14 protein-coding genes are annotated in these 15,268 nt (G+C 54.9%); 9 read left to right on the top strand and 5 right to left on the bottom strand.

Annotation, left to right across the window (positions count from 1 at the left end):
• The first annotated feature begins 214 nt into the window (after positions 1-214).
• Both ACWVCN_RS10320 and ACWVCN_RS10315 read left to right on the top strand, forming a co-directional pair.
• On the top strand, positions 215-433 hold the full coding sequence (locus tag ACWVCN_RS10320) for a cold shock domain-containing protein (RefSeq protein ID WP_455242353.1): 219 nt from the start codon (positions 215-217) through the stop codon (positions 431-433).
• 152 nt (positions 434-585) lie between these two features.
• Positions 586-2,802, top strand: coding sequence for a tetratricopeptide repeat protein (locus tag ACWVCN_RS10315; protein WP_455245573.1), 2,217 nt, complete (start codon positions 586-588; stop codon positions 2,800-2,802).
• 210 nt (positions 2,803-3,012) lie between these two features.
• On the opposite strand, the gene ACWVCN_RS10310 is transcribed toward ACWVCN_RS10315, so the two are convergent.
• The gene (locus tag ACWVCN_RS10310) at positions 3,013-3,996 is read right to left on the bottom strand and encodes a 2-hydroxyacid dehydrogenase (RefSeq protein ID WP_455245572.1); all 984 of its coding nucleotides are present in this window, start codon (positions 3,994-3,996) and stop codon (positions 3,013-3,015) included.
• A gap of 134 nt (positions 3,997-4,130) precedes the next feature.
• Between ACWVCN_RS10310 and ACWVCN_RS10305 the strand changes: the two genes are divergently transcribed.
• From ACWVCN_RS10305 to ACWVCN_RS10295, 3 genes are all read left to right on the top strand, one after another.
• Entirely contained in the window at positions 4,131-6,950 is a 2,820-nt protein-coding gene (locus ACWVCN_RS10305; RefSeq protein WP_455245571.1) for an FAD-binding and (Fe-S)-binding domain-containing protein, read from the top strand.
• The gene (locus ACWVCN_RS10300; RefSeq protein WP_455245569.1) at positions 6,947-7,186 is read left to right on the top strand and encodes a hypothetical protein; all 240 of its coding nucleotides are present in this window, start codon (positions 6,947-6,949) and stop codon (positions 7,184-7,186) included. Before ACWVCN_RS10305 ends, ACWVCN_RS10300 begins: the two co-directional genes overlap by 4 nt.
• 92 nt (positions 7,187-7,278) lie before the next feature.
• The gene (locus tag ACWVCN_RS10295) at positions 7,279-7,557 is read left to right on the top strand and encodes a MoaD/ThiS family protein (RefSeq protein ID WP_455245568.1); all 279 of its coding nucleotides are present in this window, start codon (positions 7,279-7,281) and stop codon (positions 7,555-7,557) included.
• A gap of 39 nt (positions 7,558-7,596) precedes the next feature.
• Here ACWVCN_RS10295 and ACWVCN_RS10290 read toward each other — a convergent pair whose 3' ends face one another.
• Positions 7,597-8,229: a hypothetical protein gene (locus ACWVCN_RS10290; protein WP_455245567.1), complete on the bottom strand. Its 633-nt coding sequence runs from the start codon at positions 8,227-8,229 to the stop codon at positions 7,597-7,599.
• A 98-nt stretch (positions 8,230-8,327) separates the two neighbouring features.
• The gene (gene hrpB, locus ACWVCN_RS10285) at positions 8,328-10,853 is read right to left on the bottom strand and encodes an ATP-dependent helicase HrpB (RefSeq protein WP_455245566.1); all 2,526 of its coding nucleotides are present in this window, start codon (positions 10,851-10,853) and stop codon (positions 8,328-8,330) included.
• A 65-nt stretch (positions 10,854-10,918) separates the two neighbouring features.
• Between hrpB and ACWVCN_RS10280 the strand changes: the two genes are divergently transcribed.
• The 4 genes from ACWVCN_RS10280 to ACWVCN_RS10265 all read left to right on the top strand — a co-directional run bounded on the left by ACWVCN_RS10280 (position 10,919) and on the right by ACWVCN_RS10265 (position 14,402).
• A complete protein-coding gene (locus ACWVCN_RS10280; RefSeq protein ID WP_455245565.1) occupies positions 10,919-11,575 on the top strand; it encodes a DUF6714 family protein in 657 nt (218 codons plus the stop codon).
• An 11-nt stretch (positions 11,576-11,586) separates the two neighbouring features.
• Complete coding sequence (locus tag ACWVCN_RS10275; RefSeq protein ID WP_455245564.1) at positions 11,587-11,784, top strand: hypothetical protein; 198 nt, start codon at positions 11,587-11,589, stop codon at positions 11,782-11,784.
• A 161-nt stretch (positions 11,785-11,945) separates the two neighbouring features.
• A complete protein-coding gene (locus tag ACWVCN_RS10270; RefSeq protein WP_455245562.1) occupies positions 11,946-12,629 on the top strand; it encodes an inorganic pyrophosphatase in 684 nt (227 codons plus the stop codon).
• A gap of 24 nt (positions 12,630-12,653) precedes the next feature.
• On the top strand, positions 12,654-14,402 hold the full coding sequence (locus ACWVCN_RS10265; protein ID WP_455245561.1) for a DEAD/DEAH box helicase: 1,749 nt from the start codon (positions 12,654-12,656) through the stop codon (positions 14,400-14,402).
• 59 nt (positions 14,403-14,461) lie between these two features.
• On the opposite strand, the gene ACWVCN_RS10260 is transcribed toward ACWVCN_RS10265, so the two are convergent.
• Both ACWVCN_RS10260 and ACWVCN_RS10255 read right to left on the bottom strand, forming a co-directional pair.
• Positions 14,462-14,842, bottom strand: coding sequence for a response regulator transcription factor (locus ACWVCN_RS10260; protein ID WP_455245560.1), 381 nt, complete (start codon positions 14,840-14,842; stop codon positions 14,462-14,464).
• The coding region (locus ACWVCN_RS10255; protein WP_455245559.1) for a hypothetical protein at positions 14,817-15,268 on the bottom strand (452 nt) is incomplete at its 5' end. The genes ACWVCN_RS10255 and ACWVCN_RS10260, both read right to left, overlap by 26 nt.

Genomic DNA, 15,268 nt, shown 5'->3' with positions numbered 1-15,268 from the left:
ACAGCTTGACAAGCTTTGCAATGGCATGGTACATGCTGCGCGATTTGTAACCCCAATGGGTCTTGTAAGTGCTTCATTTTTCTTCAGAGGGCCCACCCATCCAACCCCGGTTCTCTTTTCTTAAATTTTTCGTTCATTCTATGTGTGGCGTGAGCAAACTGGGTTCGGGCTCGGCTGTGTAAGGCTATGCAGCCGTTGAGGAAAGGAGGATTTCGTGAAGACCAAAGGCACGGTGAAGTGGTTCAATGACCGGAAGGGGTTTGGATTCATCAGATTGGATAGCGGAGAGGATGTTTTCGTCCATTACTCTGCGCTTCAGGGAGATGGATTCAAATCCTTAAAGGAGGGGGAAAACGTCGAATTCGATATTGTACAGGGCGCCAAAGGGCCTCAGGCCGCCAATGTCATGAAGATGTCCGTTACGGCATCATAAGACGACGCACCCTTCAACTCTGTAAGACAAAGGCCTGCCGCGGTAGCGGTAGGCCTTTGTATTTTTACGGAAAATTTCCCGCCTGTCTTTTCCCATTTCGTTGACAAAACCCATTGATACTGTTAGCGTTTATTGAATGTTGGAGGTTTGTTTTGGGCATCGACCGAAGCAAAGTTCTGCAAAGCGCCCAGCTCTTTGCTTCAAAGGGACAGTTCGACGCCGCGATCAACGAATGGAAGAAGCTCTCTGCTGAGTCGCCGGGCGACGGGAGCATCCACAATTCGATCGGCGAACTGCATTTGAAGCGAAACGCAACGAATGATGCCGTTAACTCCTTTGTGCAAGCCGCCGGTGCCTTCCGCGCGGAGGGAGCTACCCTCAAAGCCATCGCGACCTACAAGAAGGTATTGAAGCTCGATCCAACTCGCTACGACATTTACCGCTATTTAGGTGACTTGAATGCCGAGCGCGGCCTATTGAGCAGCGCGGTTCAAGATTACCTGACACTCGGAAAGCATTACCTGAAAACGGGAAAAACCAAAGAAGCACTGGATATTTACAAGTGTATTGTCAGCCGGGACCCCTCCAATCTGGATGCGCAACAACGTGTGGCCGATTTATGTCTGCAGGAAAATAGGCAGGACGAAGCCACAAAAGTGTATCTCCAGCTTGGAAGGGAGCGATCCGCGCAGCAACGTTTTGCTGAAGCGAAAGAAGCGTACCAATCGGTGTTGCGCATCGATCCGAGTAACAACGAAGCGCAACAATACATCGAGCATTTTGAAAAAACGGGTGGGAATCCGACCAAAGTCTCCAGGCCGGGAACAAATCCGGCAGCCAATCCCGGTGATCCTCCCGATCTCCTTGCAGAAGCGAGTCGGCGCCTCGAAGAGAGACAATTTGCCGGTGCCGAAGCGATCCTCAATCAACTTCTGACACAGGAGCCGGGTAATCCTCAGGTTTGTCAGCTGCTGGCTCGCTTGCACTTGCAGCAGGGGCAACTCCAGGTAGCGTTAGGCGAATACCGCTTTCTAGCCGGAGCAGCCCTGAGGGCACAAGACTATCCGCAAGCACAAGCGCTCATTTCAGAATTTCTCTCCGCTGAACCAAATTCTGTTCCGCTCTTGGAGCTTCAGGGTGACCTCTGCGCAGAGCAGGGTAATAGTGAGGCGGCCGTTCAGGACTATGGCAAAGCTATAGAGGTTCTGCTCAAGAATCCGGAACCTGGTATGCCGACCCTCCACGAAGAAATTTTCGAAAAGGTTCAAAGGTTGGCTCCGGACAGCCAGACGGCAAAGAAGCTTGCCGCTCTTATCGAAGGTAAAACAGAGGCCGTTCAGCAGTCACCCTGCGAGCAGCCGTCACCAGCTGCCACGGTGGAAATTCCGCAAGAGGAGTTTTCGCTAGTTGTCGCCGAACCCGACGATGTAAGGACGGTGGCATGTTCTGATACGGCTACACAGGAACAGTTTTCGCCTGAACCGGTTGAAGAGGCGGCGAATATTTTGGATACGTCGGATTCAGGCTTTTCTCTTGAAGGTGCTGAGCCCGACGATCAATGGAGTACGGGGTTGCCAGAGCCCGTTTCGGAGGGACCAGAAACTTCAGCCCTTTCGATGGGAGAGCGCTTTTACCAATATATACAACAAGGGCAGCAAGGGGAGGCTGAACAATGGCTTGGGTCGGTTGTCAGAGCGGAACCCGATAACGGCGAAGCTCGTGATTATCTTGGTCAGCTTCTTGAGGCAAAAGGTGATGGAGCAGGGGCGGCGCTCCAATACGCCCGGTCGCTTGAGCTTCTGGCTGAGAATCCCGACAGGGTAGCGGGCACCAAGTTGAGAGAGTTGTTCGGGAAGGTCAGGGAACTAGCTCCCGCCAGTCCGATTGTCGCCAAGCTGAAATCCAGTCTGGGAATGGATGCGCCAGAATCTGATCAATCGGAGGGAGCCTTGCCGGAAACCACCGATGGTTTGGAACCGGAAGTCCATTACACGCTAGGGGTGGCTTACAAGAATATGGGTATGTTTCAGGAAGCGTTGGAGGAGTTCTCTCACGCGACGAAAGGCCCCGACGTCTTTCTGGACTCTTGTCTGATGATCGCTGTCTGTCTCAAAGGACAAGAACAGTACGATGCTGCTTCAGCGCAACTCGAGCAACTCCTGACCGATCCACGCTGTCAAGGGGCCAAAGCTCAAGCGGTCCGATATGAATTGGGGTTGCTGTACGAAAAGCAAGAGCAATGGAAATTAGCTGCTACCATGTTCGAAACCATCCCTGACTTCCATGATGTGCCGAAACGCTTGGCATCGATTCGATCCCTCCCGAAACTGACTTCTTCAGCCGCAAAGGCATTTCGTTTCGCCACGTAAGCCGTCATCACACAATTCAACTCGCGACACCTACGTGCTAGTGTGACGAACCTGGATGCATACGACACGGTATGTATGTATAGGCGCAGCCTAGCTGCCAGGTCTCTTCAAGGACTTCATCAAGCGTTCTTCAGGCTCACCTCAACATCGCAGGTTCCTCCTGCTACTTGTCTTCGCGTTTTTCTTCTAAAATGCCTGTGCATATCGAGACTATTTTGGCAGGTTAACCTTGTTCGGGGCTGGCCGTCCTTCCAGCACGGCATTGATGTTCTTGATACAAATCATACCCATTTCTACTCTTGTAGCCATCGTTCCTGATCCGACATGAGGGAGGATAACTACTTGCTTGAACTCTGATAGGCCTGGTTGGAGTCGAGGTTCATCTTCATAGACATCGAGGCCGGCGCCTGCGATTATCCTGTCACCCAATGCGGCGACCAGGGCCGTTTCATCCACAATCGGACCTCGTGCCGTGTTGATCAAGATCGCTGACGGTCTCATCAACTGAAGTTCCCTTGATCCAATCATATGGTGTGTATCCGGGGTCAGTGGCACGTGAAGCGTAACGAAGTCGGAAGTTCGGAGCAACTCGGGCAATGGTGACTTCTGCCAGGAGGATTGGCTCGACTGGACCTCGATCGGACTTCGGGTATGGTAGAGGACCTTCATCTGGAAACCTGTAGCCCGGTGAGCGACAGCCTGCCCGATTCTCCCCATCCCGACAATGCCCAAAGTTGTTCCTGAAACTGCGCTGCCGAGTAATTGCGTCGGTGCCCAGCCAGTCCAGCGGCCGCTCCTGACTAGCTGGTCCCCCTCGACGATACGCCGTGCTGTGGCCAGGATCAGGGCCCAGGTAATATCCGCCGTGGCATCGGTGAGCACATCTGGTGTGTTGGTGACCGTAATGCCACGCCGCTCTGCGGCGCCCAGGTCGATATTGTTGTAGCCGACGGCGTAATTAGCGACAATCTTAAGCTTCTGAGTCCGCTCAAGTGCCGCTTCGTCGATTCGATCGGTGAGAGTCACAATTGCGGCATCTGCTTGAGCTAACCCATCTCTGAGTATTGAAGGAGAAGGCGGAGTTTCAACGGGTTCTTGCAAGAGCGCGAATCGTTCACGGATTCGCACCATGACAGGATCGGGCAGTAGCCGAGACAGGTAAAGCACTGGTTTAGGGTCAGTCATCTGCCGCATATGATAACGACTCGTTTTAGGCGTCTCAACCATGTGAAGGCTGAACTCACTCCTTCTTCGTATATGACGAATGCGGAGCGCCCTGGCGTAGGTTTTCCATCTTCTGCTAGTATGCCGCCGCCATGTCTCTTGTTATGCCCGACGCGACTCGTGCTGCAGTTTCTGATCTCCGTCGATTGATCGGTCAAGATCTTGTCAAGGATGATGGACCGACCAAAACGGCCTATGCCGTCGACGCCAGTATCTACCGGATGGTGCCTCAGGCCGTCGTCCTCGTGGAATCAGAAGATCACATCCAGACCCTCGTCGGGTACGCTCGGACCCGAGGTATTCCACTCACCCCGCGCGCGGCTGGCACGAATCTGACTGGTTCTGCAATCGGATCCGGAATCATTCTTGACGTGTCGCGGTTGCATCGGATTCTAGAAGTAAACAGAGAGGCCCGTTGGGCTCGTGTCCAACCGGGAATCGTGTTGGCAGAGCTTAACAAGCAGCTAGCTCCCCAAGGTCTGATGTTCGGGCCTGATCCCTCGAGCGGGGATATGTGCAAGATTGGCGGCATGTTGGCCAACAATTCTGCCGGCCCACATACGCTCCGGTACGGAGCGGTGAAGGACAATATTGAATCCATGCGGGTTTGCCTGCAAAACGGGGATTGGCTGGATGCGAGGAGCTACGCGCTGGATGACCCCTCCCTGAGTGAATTGATCACAAGGCATCAATCACTTTATGCGACAAGGGCGCTCTTGCAAGAGCACAGGGCCATTATTCAAGAGAAACGGCCTGCGGTGAGCAAGAACAGTTGCGGGTACAACCTGTTCGGACTGGTGGATGGCCTGGAGCATGGGCTTCTGGACTTGCCGAAGCTGTTTGTCGGGAGTGAGGGGACGTTGGGGATTTTCAGTGAAGCGACAATCCGGTTGGTCGATAGACCTGAAACGACTCTCACAGCGTTGATTCACTTTACACGACTGGAAGATGTCGGTGACGCCGTTCCCAAGTTGCTTGAGCTGGCTCCCAGCGCGCTGGAGGTCTTGGATTCCAATACACTGGATTTGATCGGCCGGGCGAAACACGGCATCCCTCCCGATGCAGCCGCCACTTTGCTTGCCGAGCTTGATGGGGACGACTCGCGCAGCGAGCTGCGCGAGCGGGCCGATCGAATGGCGAGGATTTGTCAACGCTATCCTCTCTCGTCCGAAGTCGTCATTGCCTATGATCAAGAACAGCGCGACGAGCTATGGAAGGCGAGAAAGGCCCTGTATCCGACGCTGTACCGTTTCGATCCGCACAAGAAGCCGATCAACTTCGTCGATGACGTCGTCGTTCCGGCGGAACGGATCAGTGAGTTGATTCGCTATCTGGAGGACTTTTTCGAAGGGCAGCGAGTTCCGGTGGCGGTATTCGGGCACATCGGAAATGGGAATGCCCATATCGTACCCCTCCTTGACGTGAATGACGAATCGGATTTCAAGAAGATGGTGTATGGATACCAGGAGATTCATCGGACGGTATTGGAGCGTTTCGGCGGTTCGATTTGCGGGGAGCATGGCGATGGCCGGGTTCGGGCAGAATATGTCCAAAAGATGTTCGGCCCCGAGCTGTACGACTTGTTCATTCAGGTGAAGCGGAGCTTCGATCCATCCGGCATCTTTAATCCAGGAGTCAAAATCAGCGAACAGGCCTTTACAGATCACATTGATTATATGAGGCTTTCAAAGTCCTGTGCGACCTGCGCGAAATGCAATGCCGTATGTCCGGTCTACGATGTGATGCGGTCCGAGGACATGAGTTCGCGAGGGTGGTTTGAGATTGTTACAGATAAGGAGTACCGGTATTCGGATTCGAAACGGATCGTCGAGGCTTGTCTTAATTGTAAGTCCTGTCGAACGGCCTGTCCGGCAGGAGTAGATGTCTCGCAGCTCATCTTGGACCGGCGCGCAGAACGACCGAACCAATTGGCCGGTATTATATTTAAACTCCATTCACAATCAGAACGATTTGCATCATATTTAAAGTTATTGGCGAGATGTCAGGCCCTCTGGAGCATCCCGTTTATGCGTCGTCTGCTCGATTGGGTTAGTCGTCCGATCCTGAGTCGGCTGGCCCCATCCGCCAGACTGGCGCCCGAAATTGCCATCCCAAAACTCGCGGTGAGACAGCTCCGAGATCGCCATAGATCCCTCATACCAGGATCTGAACAAGCGGCTCGCCCCAAGGTTGCGTATTTTCATGGCTGTGCTGCGAATTATTTCGATGACGGGGTGGGAGATGCCGTCATAGCCGTTCTGAGAAGGCATGGAGTGGAACCGGATCTTCCGGAGCAACGCTGTTCGGGAACCCCGATTGAAACCTATGGCCATCGTGAGCTAGCAAGAGAAGGGGCACGGGTGAACCTACGGTCATTCGCCGAGTATGAAACCATCGTAACAGGGTGTGCCTCCTGTACCCTGATGTTGAAAGATTATCCCGCGCTCTTCGCCGGTCTTCCTGAGCAGCAGGCCGCGGAAAATCTGGCCGGGAAGGTGAAGCATATTTCTGAGTTTGTGGCGCAGTCTTCCGTGCATCCTCCCATGGCCGGTACGGGGTCTCGTAAGAAAGTAACTTATCATTCGTCCTGCCATCTTCGAGCGGCCGGCGTTACGAAAGAGCCGCGTAAGTTGTTAGCCGACTTACCTGCTCTAGACTTCGTCGAAATGCCGGATGCCGATCGCTGCGCAGGAGGGGCAGGGACGTACCTAGTCAAAGATTTCGAGCTGTCTCAGAAGATCGTGGATCGGAAACGTCGTGCTGTCGAACAGACAGGCGCAGACGTGGTGGCAACGAGTTGCCCAGCCTGCATGATTCAATTGCAAACTGGTCTGCCGAAATCAGTGCAGGTAAAACATGTCGCGGAATTGTTGCGAGAAAGCTATGATGCGGCAATTAAGACCTCTGAAAGGTCCGGTGTGTGAAACTCCGTAAGATCGATTGGCTCTTTGTGCTCTTTGCCGTTGCGGTTGTGGTGGGGGTGTCCTTACTGCCTACACCAAAAGACCGCAATCCGATGATTCCGAAGAGCGCTGAACATCAAGCCGTCACCGACGAAAAAGATTGTGTGCACTGTCATCAGGCCGATGGAATGAAGCCGGTTCCGATACGACACCCGAAACGGCAGGATTGTTTCCGCTGCCACGCCCGTGGTACGTGAAGGGCAGAAAGTAACGTTTAAGAGAAGAATGTTTTGTTTCTATCGCGTTCGGTAAACTTGTGAGCCCTCTATTTCCAAGAGTGAGGCTGTAAATGGTCAAGGTGCTGATTTTTGGTTTGACACTGCGCGATCTGTTGGGCGAATGCGAATTTGAGGTCGAGCCGTCGGGGGTGATGACGGTGAAGAAGCTCCTAGAAGCCTATCCCGAGCAATTTGGCCCTCTGGGGCCCTTCATGGCGAATCGTGAAGTTCTGGTGGCAGTCAACAAGAAGATCGGGACGGAGGAGTCCACAGTCAAAGACGGAGACGTCGTGAAACTGACTCACCAATCGAGAACGTCCCACGACGGGGTTCGGGACATTCCTGTATAGAGTTCAGAGGAGCAGCTATCTTTTCAAAAGAGGATTAGACTACGTCGGCGTGCCGGCTTGATAACTCGTATACTCCAACAACAGTTTGCTGTGGCGGTTGCCGGTCAATTCGAGGGATATTGTTCCATCGGCCGTGTTCCATGAAGCATAGTAGTGGAGGTGCCCGATCATGACTGCCACGCCCCAGTAGTCCGGTAAGGATCGGTAGAGATCGTGATCCCAGACGATCTCATCCAGCGTCGGTCCTCCATATGAGTTGCTCAGGAATTGCTTGAGCACACTGTAATACCCGATGAACTCATTCAATCCGTTCACCGGTCGTTGCACCAACATATAGCGTCCGCTAACCAACGACTCTCTGCGGAATTCGTAGCTTTCCAAGACCTCGTGAGCTGCAATGTTGCGCAGGTAGACGAGCGCGCTTTGGTCAATCTGTTCGGCCCGGCCCGCGATTGCGGTGCGAAGTCGTTCAGGATTCTGCCCCCAATGGTTGTGCAGATTGTCGAGGAATGCTTGGGCTTGTTGAATGATTTCCGCCTGCCGTGTCGCGTCGTCGACATCGTCAAAAGACTCCGAGAGATCGGAAGGATGCACGTCCGCCACTTCTGCCGAGCCAAATACCGGGATTGATAGAAGAGTCAGACAGAAAAAGGTCGAGGATAAGAATCGCATGCGGCACACGATAGTCTGCCGATATGTCGTGCGTCTACCCTACGAATGGGAGGGGATTTTCAGACGCTCGGCAAGGGAGAAAAACCGGTGTGTCAGCTTCATGCCGTGTGTCGTTTGCTCTTGGCCGTTGGTGGCGCGCTGAGCGGATCTTCAGGCCAGTGGTGTTTGGGGTAGCGGCCGCGCAGTTCCTTGCGCACGTCCTGGTAGGCGTTTTCCCAAAAACTTGCGAGATCTTTCGTAACCTGTACGGGCCGTTTCGCCGGCGACAGCAGATGCACCATAACCGGCACTTTCCCATCGACGAGGCGTGGCGTTTCCTTGCAGCCGAACATTTCCTGGAGCCGGACGGCGAGAATAGGCTGGTCGGGGGTGTCGTACTGGATCCGGATCTTCGAGCCGCTGGGCACGGTGAGATGAGTCGGTGCGAGCCTATCGATTGCGCGTTGTTGCTCCCAGGTCAACAGCGCATGTAACGGTGTCGCAAGATCCATCTGCTGGACCCGACGAAGGGTCGTTATTCCATCCAAGTAGGGCCCCAGCCATTCGTCTAGTCTCCGGATCAGCTCCCTGTCGGAGAGGTCCGGCCAGCCGGACTCGTCGCCCGTTACCCGTCTGAGAAATTGGATGCGTGCCTGCCATTGCCGCAACTCGGGTGTCCACGCCAAGGTTTCAAGTCCAGCTAGTCGAACACCTTGCAGCAGCATCTCTCTGATCCGCGACGGATCCGCTTTAGATAGGGTCTGTTCTGACAGGATGAGGGCCCCCAGCCGTCGCTGTCTCGACGCGCGGACAGCCTGTGTTCTTTCATCCCAGACGACCGAATCGGCTTCGGTGATCTCCTTGCCGCATAGTGTTTCGATGTCAGTGAGGGTAATCGGAGCTGCCAGACCGATTTTCGCCCATTGTGTGCTGCCTTCCAATTCTGCAATGACCAGGTATGGCTCCGTTGCGAGCGGGTCCGGTTTGCCGAACAATGCTCCACGCCCGTTCGCCATCAGGTAACGCCCCTCGTGACCTGTTTGACGTTGGGCGATCCGGTCGGGGTAGGCGAAAGCCAACAGACGGCCGGTTTCCTCAACGGGTGTGCAGCCTCTAGACTTTGATGTGTCGACGAATCGGCTTCGTTGTTGACGCCACAGGTCTGCCGTGCGTTTGATGCGATTGCAGACATCTCGATCGACCGTTGCGCCGGCCGTTTGGTCCAATTGTCCATGTAAGACATCAAGCCTGAGTCTGAGATCTGCGTGTTGCCAACCAGGCGGTCCGCGTAGCGGATCTCGCTCGCTTAACAAGGCGGCAACTTCACAAGCAAGATTTGTGAGGTGAAGCGGTCCGGCCCTCAGGAGCATATGTGACAAGCGCGGATGCAACGGCAACTCGGCCATCTGCCTGCCGTGAGGCGTGATGCGATCAGTAGGGTCCAGGGCACCCAGGCGTCGGAGCAATTCCTTTGCCTGGGCTATTGTACCGCTCGGCGGAGGGTTCAGCCAATTGAGTTCCAGCGGATTGTTGGTGCCCCAGACAGCGAGATCCAGTACCAGCGGAGCCAAGTCCGCCTCCAGGATCTCCGGCGGTCTCCGCGGAGCAAGTGACCGGTGTTCTTGCTCCGTCCAGAGTCTATAGCAAACGCCGGGCTCCAGACGACCGGCACGCCCTTGCCTTTGTTCCGCCGAATCCTGTGTCACTCGGATCGTCTCCAATCTGGTCAATCCGGATCGGGGATCGAACCGAGGGACGCGTAGGAGACCGGCGTCGATTACGATGCGTATACCGTCGATGGTTAGACTGGTTTCCGCAATGGATGTGGCGAGGACAATTTTTCTTTTTCCTTGTTCAGGCGGAGCAATTGCTAAGTCCTGGGCAGTTTGCGGGAGATCACCGTGAAGCGGGGCTACCTTCACGGAGGGACTCAAGTCGGCATCGAGCAGCTTGCGCTCGACACGACGAATCTCCGCCATTCCTGGTAGAAAGACCAGTAGGCTGCCCTGATCGCGAATCAAAGATCGCCGGATCACTTGAGTAACAGCTGCATCGAGATGGCCGGATACCGGGAGGTCGAGATATCGAGTCTCGACCGGATACATACGGCCTTCACAGCTGATCATAGGCGCCTCTCCCAGAAGGTTGCTTACCGGTCCACAATCCAATGTCGCCGACATGACAAGGAGCCGAAGGTCCGGGCGGAAGAGTCGTTGTGATTCGAGGCAGAGTGCCAGGCCCGTGTCAGCTTGCAAGCTACGTTCGTGAAATTCGTCGAACAGCACAATGCCGTAAGCACTGAGCGACGGGTCCTGTTGAAGCAGTCGAGTGAGGATCCCTTCCGTGACAACTTCGATCCGTGTTGTCGGCCCCACCTTCGTATCGAGCCGCATCCGGTAGCCGACTGTGTCGCCGATGGATTCTCCCAGATTTGCGGCCATACGGTGCGCCGCTGCGCGGGCCGCGAGACGCCGTGGTTCCAACAGCAGTAGTTTTTTGCGTTCAAGCCACGGTTCGTCGAGTAGGGCTAACGGGACGACGGTAGTTTTCCCGGCACCGGGCGGAGCGGTAAGGAGTGCGTTGGATGCGGACCGTAAGCAGTCTTGCAGAGCCCGGATAACATCTTCTATTGGCAAGCGAGACATGATAGGTTCATTCACATTCATTATTCTTTCTCGGAGAATGTATCAGAAGGCCATCATGAGAAGGAATGGCGGGAGTACGGGAGTCTGTGGCGGACGCACAGCGGGTCATAGAAAAGATTCAGGAGGCCTTTCGCACGACAGAGCATCCCGGTGATGGCTTTCTTCAGGGGAGTCACGAAGGGTGTGAGCCGGCTGAGGTGACAGACCCTTTCAAGGGCGTCGCCCATTGGACACAGGTTGATCCCGCAATTCTTGATCCTAACCACACGGCACTGAGTTTTTTCTCGGAAGGAGGCTTCCGTCATTTTCTTCCAGCATTTTTGATCGCAGATCTCCAGGGTTTGTTACAGACTGCCGACCCTGTCTTCCATCTCACCCATGGGTTTTCCGATAAAGTCGTCAAGGTTTCAGCTGGTTCACGTGTCCATGAGAAGACCATCGGGAAGTCGGCCTTTGTCAATCCCAGGCGCTATGGTGCGATGACCTGGCATGATCATGCCAGGTGTCAGCTGTCTGTTTTTACGAGAGAGGAAGCCGGGGCCATTGTGGCGTATCTGGAATACAAGCGGGATACGGATCAGGACGGGATCAACCTTCAAGAGATCGACGCTGCTTTGGACGGTTTTTGGCGAGAGCGTGCAAGGCTAGCCCCTACACATGAAACGTTACGCCAGCATGTGCATGCGGAAGCCAGGTATTTAGATGATCCCAAAAGCCCGTGAGAAAGGAATGTATGACGAATTACCAGTGGAACAAGAAAAAGCCAACCGCACCGGGCTGGTACTGGTTTCGCGGAGAGGCACACGAGGCGGATCCCTTTATCGTACTCGTGGATGAAGCAGGACAGTTTCAGTGGCCCGATGGAGGATTTCAGGAAGTCGCGTTGGCCAAAGGGGAGTGGGCGGGGCCGATTCAACCACCGGAAGAGTAGGCCGAGTGCGCTCCTGTGCTCGCGCAACGGGCGGCCTCGAAAAGCTCGCGTTGGAAGTGCGCAGACGGAGCGCAGATCAACTCACTCAAAGTGAATTGGCCTTGGCTGCGTCGGGATCGTTTGAACGCACAAGTAGGGAGGGATTATCAAAGGAGTCACTGATGGGGCGAGGAGGAGATCCGATACAGCGTTTAATGAGTCTGATGTTCAAGGCGCATCCCTGGCACGGTGTCTCGATCGGAGAAGAGGCGCCGGCTGTCGTGACGACCTATATCGAAATTGTGCCGACCGACACGGTAAAGTACGAAGTCGACAAGGGCAGCGGTTTCTTGAAGGTGGATCGCCCGCAGCGGTTTTCGAATTTCTGTCCCGTATATTATGGGCTGGTTCCCCAGACGTACTGCGGGGATAAGGTCGCCGCACTGTTTTCCAAACGGGCGAGGCGGAAGGGGATGGTCGGCGACGGTGATCCGCTCGACATTTGCGTCTTAACGGAAAAGACCATTCCTCACAGCGACATTTTGCTTACGGCTATTCCCATCGGCGGGTTCAGTATGGCGGATGGCGGAGAAGCGGATGACAAAATCATTGCTGTTATGCAGGAAGACGCTGTCTACGGAGAGTTTCATGACATCGACGATTGTCCTCAGACGTTAATCGATCGATTGCGACATTATTTTTTAACGTACAAGCAGGCGCCAGGTTCGGTACGGCACAAGGTTGAGATCACCAGTGTGTATGGCCGTGTTGAGGCCCATCGGGTCATCCGTGCGAGTCATGCCGACTATCGCGCGAAATTTCCTGAACTCGAGTTTCTCTGGCCTCAGCGGGTCCCGGTCCCTTAACAAGAAAGGTTGTCGAACGCGTTCATGAAACACCAGAAATCCGATCCCGTTTCCGCCCATACTGCTACCGGATTTTCGCCGGGTTTTGCCGCATTGGGCTTGGAAGCCTCACTCTTGGCCACACTGGAAACATTGGGATACGAAGAGCCGACGCCGATTCAGCGTGAGGCGATTCCCCCGCTCTTAAAAGGAAAGGATGTTCTGGGGCAGGCCGCGACCGGCACGGGCAAGACGGCGGCCTTCACGCTTCCGATGCTTCAACGGATCGCCCACGGGCCGAAAGCAAAGCCTTCGGCCTTGGTGTTGGTGCCGACACGTGAGCTTGCCATCCAAGTCGGCGAGGCGGTGCAGCGTTATGGTAAAGAGCTCCACACGAGTGTGTTAGCGGTGTATGGCGGTCAAGCGATCGGTCCGCAATTCCACGCGCTGAGGCGCGGAGTCGATGTGATTGTGGCTACGCCGGGACGGGCTCTCGATCATATCCGGCGCCAGACACTGAAACTGAATCATGTGCAGATCGTCGTCCTCGATGAGGCTGACGAGATGCTGGACATGGGATTCGCGGACGATCTCGACGCCATCCTCGAACAAACCCCTTCGACAAAGCAGACGGCGCTGTTCTCTGCGACGATGCCGCCGCGCATCAAATCAATCGCGCACCGGCACCTCAAGCATCCCGTCGAAGTCACGATTGCCAAAGAGCCGGTGAAGGCGGGTTCAGCCCCGCGAGTACAGCAGACGGCCTATATCGTCACCCGGCCCTATCGCGGGGCCGCGCTTGTCCGGATCATCGACATGGCAGGTGCGAAGTCCGCATTGGTGTTTTGCCGTACAAGATTGGAAGTCGACGAAGTAACCACGATGTTGAACAGCCGTGGCCATCGTGCGGAAGCAATTCACGGAGGGATGAGCCAAGCCAGTCGCGATCGGGTCATGCAGGCATTTCGGACCGGCCAGACGGAATTACTGGTTGCCACTGATGTCGCAGCGCGGGGCTTGGATATTCCCCACGTGTCGCACGTGATTAATTTTGATCTGCCTTCATCCGCCGAAGTCTACGTGCATCGTATTGGACGGACAGGCCGGGCTGGGCGGGAAGGCTCAGCCATTACCATTCTCGATCCCCGCGAGCAGCGCCTTTTGCGGAGTATTGAACAACTCACGAAGGCGAAGGTGATGATCGCACCGGTACCCTCCGTCGCAGATCTTCTCGCCAAGAGGCTGGAACGGACCAGAATGGCTATTCAAGAGGCAATGAAGGCGGAGGATCTTCCTGAGTTCAAGGGTGTCGTCGAGGCGATGAAGTCCTCTGGCGATCCGACGAGCATTGCCGCAGCGGCGATGAAACTGATCTTTCATGCCCAGGGCGGAGAACGGGAGGAGCAAGAGATTCCTGCAATGCCGATCAGGCAGCCGGAGCTCTCACGTCACATCCCGCGCCATACGGGCTACAGGGACCTCCGTCGCGGAGCCGAGCATGCAAGACCTGGGGAACGACAGCCGATGGGACGGCCTGGGCGTCGCGCGCGCGATGCCGGTATGGCGCGTATTTATATCGGAGCGGGGCGAGAAGCAGGTATAAGGCCCGGTGATCTGGTCGGAGCCATCGCAAATGAAGCAAAAGTGAATTCGAATCAGATCGGTGCGATCACGCTAGAAGAGCGGTTTTCCATCGTAGATGTGCCTGAGGCCATGGCTCAACGGATTTTCGACGTGCTGGGAAGGGCGAGGATAAAGGGACGGAAAGTTGCTGTCCGTTTGTTTCACGAATAGAGGTGTGGAACTGTGGAGGCAAGTGCCCGCAGCTTCAGAACATTGTACCGGTACGCTTTTTAATCATCCAAGGGGAATAGTTCCGCGCACCGTATCGTAAGAGATCTCGCCTCAAATGGCTTCATAATATAATGATTAGCCCCCATTGCCAACGCCTGCTCGATTATCCCTTGATCGCCTCCTGCGGACATCATCAGAACCGGCACGTCCTTATGATGAATTCGGAGTTCCTTTAATACTTCGATGCCGTCCATGACGGGCATCTGCACATCCAGCAATACGCCCCCGATCGGAGCATTCTTTCCTTCCAATGCCATCATTGCCAAGCCGGTCCTTCCGTCGTACGCGACGATGACGCTATAGCCAATCGCTTCAAGCCGGTCTTTCAAGCCTTCACAGATGTGTGGATCATTATCAATAATCAGAAGCCGTCTGCCCATTCGTTTCCCCTTTGACCGACGAACGATGAACTTTTTCAACAGTGTAGGTGAAGCCATGTCGATGCAGCGCAATGGCTCCCTTGCGACTCAGCTCGCGGATGGTGAGAAAGACTTGGCTCCAACTGAGATCCGGTACGCGTTCCAGAATCTCTTCGATCGTAAGGGACGGTGAGCCATGGAGTACCGTCATGATTGTGCATTCGTGATGCGAGCAATCGGGCAGAGAGACTTGGGGCCGATACTCTATCGGCGCGTGTTTTTCCTTGTGTTCGCTAGGGTGGATTGGGTGGATTGATGAAGGGGGAGGCGTGTGTTCTTCATGAGCCTGCCGTTTTTTATCGGGGAAGCGATTGGGGATGGTGACGGAATCGATCATCTCTCCGCAGGTGACGCATTCCCAGGCGCGAGATGATGAAGGCGTTGCAT

Source organism: Petrachloros mirabilis, from assembly GCF_975968855.1.
Note: the sequence above shows the minus strand (reverse complement) of the source record. Positions and strands in the feature narration are given on the sequence as shown.

Bases quoted from the DNA above. Each gene is read 5' to 3' on its own strand.
- ACWVCN_RS10280 (WP_455245565.1), top strand. From the start codon at position 10,919: ATGGCGGGAGTACGGGAGTCTGTGGCGGACGCACAGCGGGTCATAGAA.
- ACWVCN_RS10270 (WP_455245562.1), top strand. From the start codon at position 11,946: ATGGGGCGAGGAGGAGATCCGATACAGCGTTTAATGAGTCTGATGTTC.
- ACWVCN_RS10265 (WP_455245561.1), top strand. From the start codon at position 12,654: ATGAAACACCAGAAATCCGATCCCGTTTCCGCCCATACTGCTACCGGA.
- ACWVCN_RS10305 (WP_455245571.1), top strand. From the start codon at position 4,131: ATGCCCGACGCGACTCGTGCTGCAGTTTCTGATCTCCGTCGATTGATC.
- ACWVCN_RS10260 (WP_455245560.1), bottom strand. From the start codon at position 14,842: ATGGGCAGACGGCTTCTGATTATTGATAATGATCCACACATCTGTGAA.
- ACWVCN_RS10290 (WP_455245567.1), bottom strand. From the start codon at position 8,229: ATGCGATTCTTATCCTCGACCTTTTTCTGTCTGACTCTTCTATCAATC.
- ACWVCN_RS10310 (WP_455245572.1), bottom strand. From the start codon at position 3,996: ATGCGGCAGATGACTGACCCTAAACCAGTGCTTTACCTGTCTCGGCTA.
- ACWVCN_RS10275 (WP_455245564.1), top strand. From the start codon at position 11,587: ATGACGAATTACCAGTGGAACAAGAAAAAGCCAACCGCACCGGGCTGG.
- hrpB (WP_455245566.1), bottom strand. From the start codon at position 10,853: ATGTCTCGCTTGCCAATAGAAGATGTTATCCGGGCTCTGCAAGACTGC.
- ACWVCN_RS10295 (WP_455245568.1), top strand. From the start codon at position 7,279: ATGGTCAAGGTGCTGATTTTTGGTTTGACACTGCGCGATCTGTTGGGC.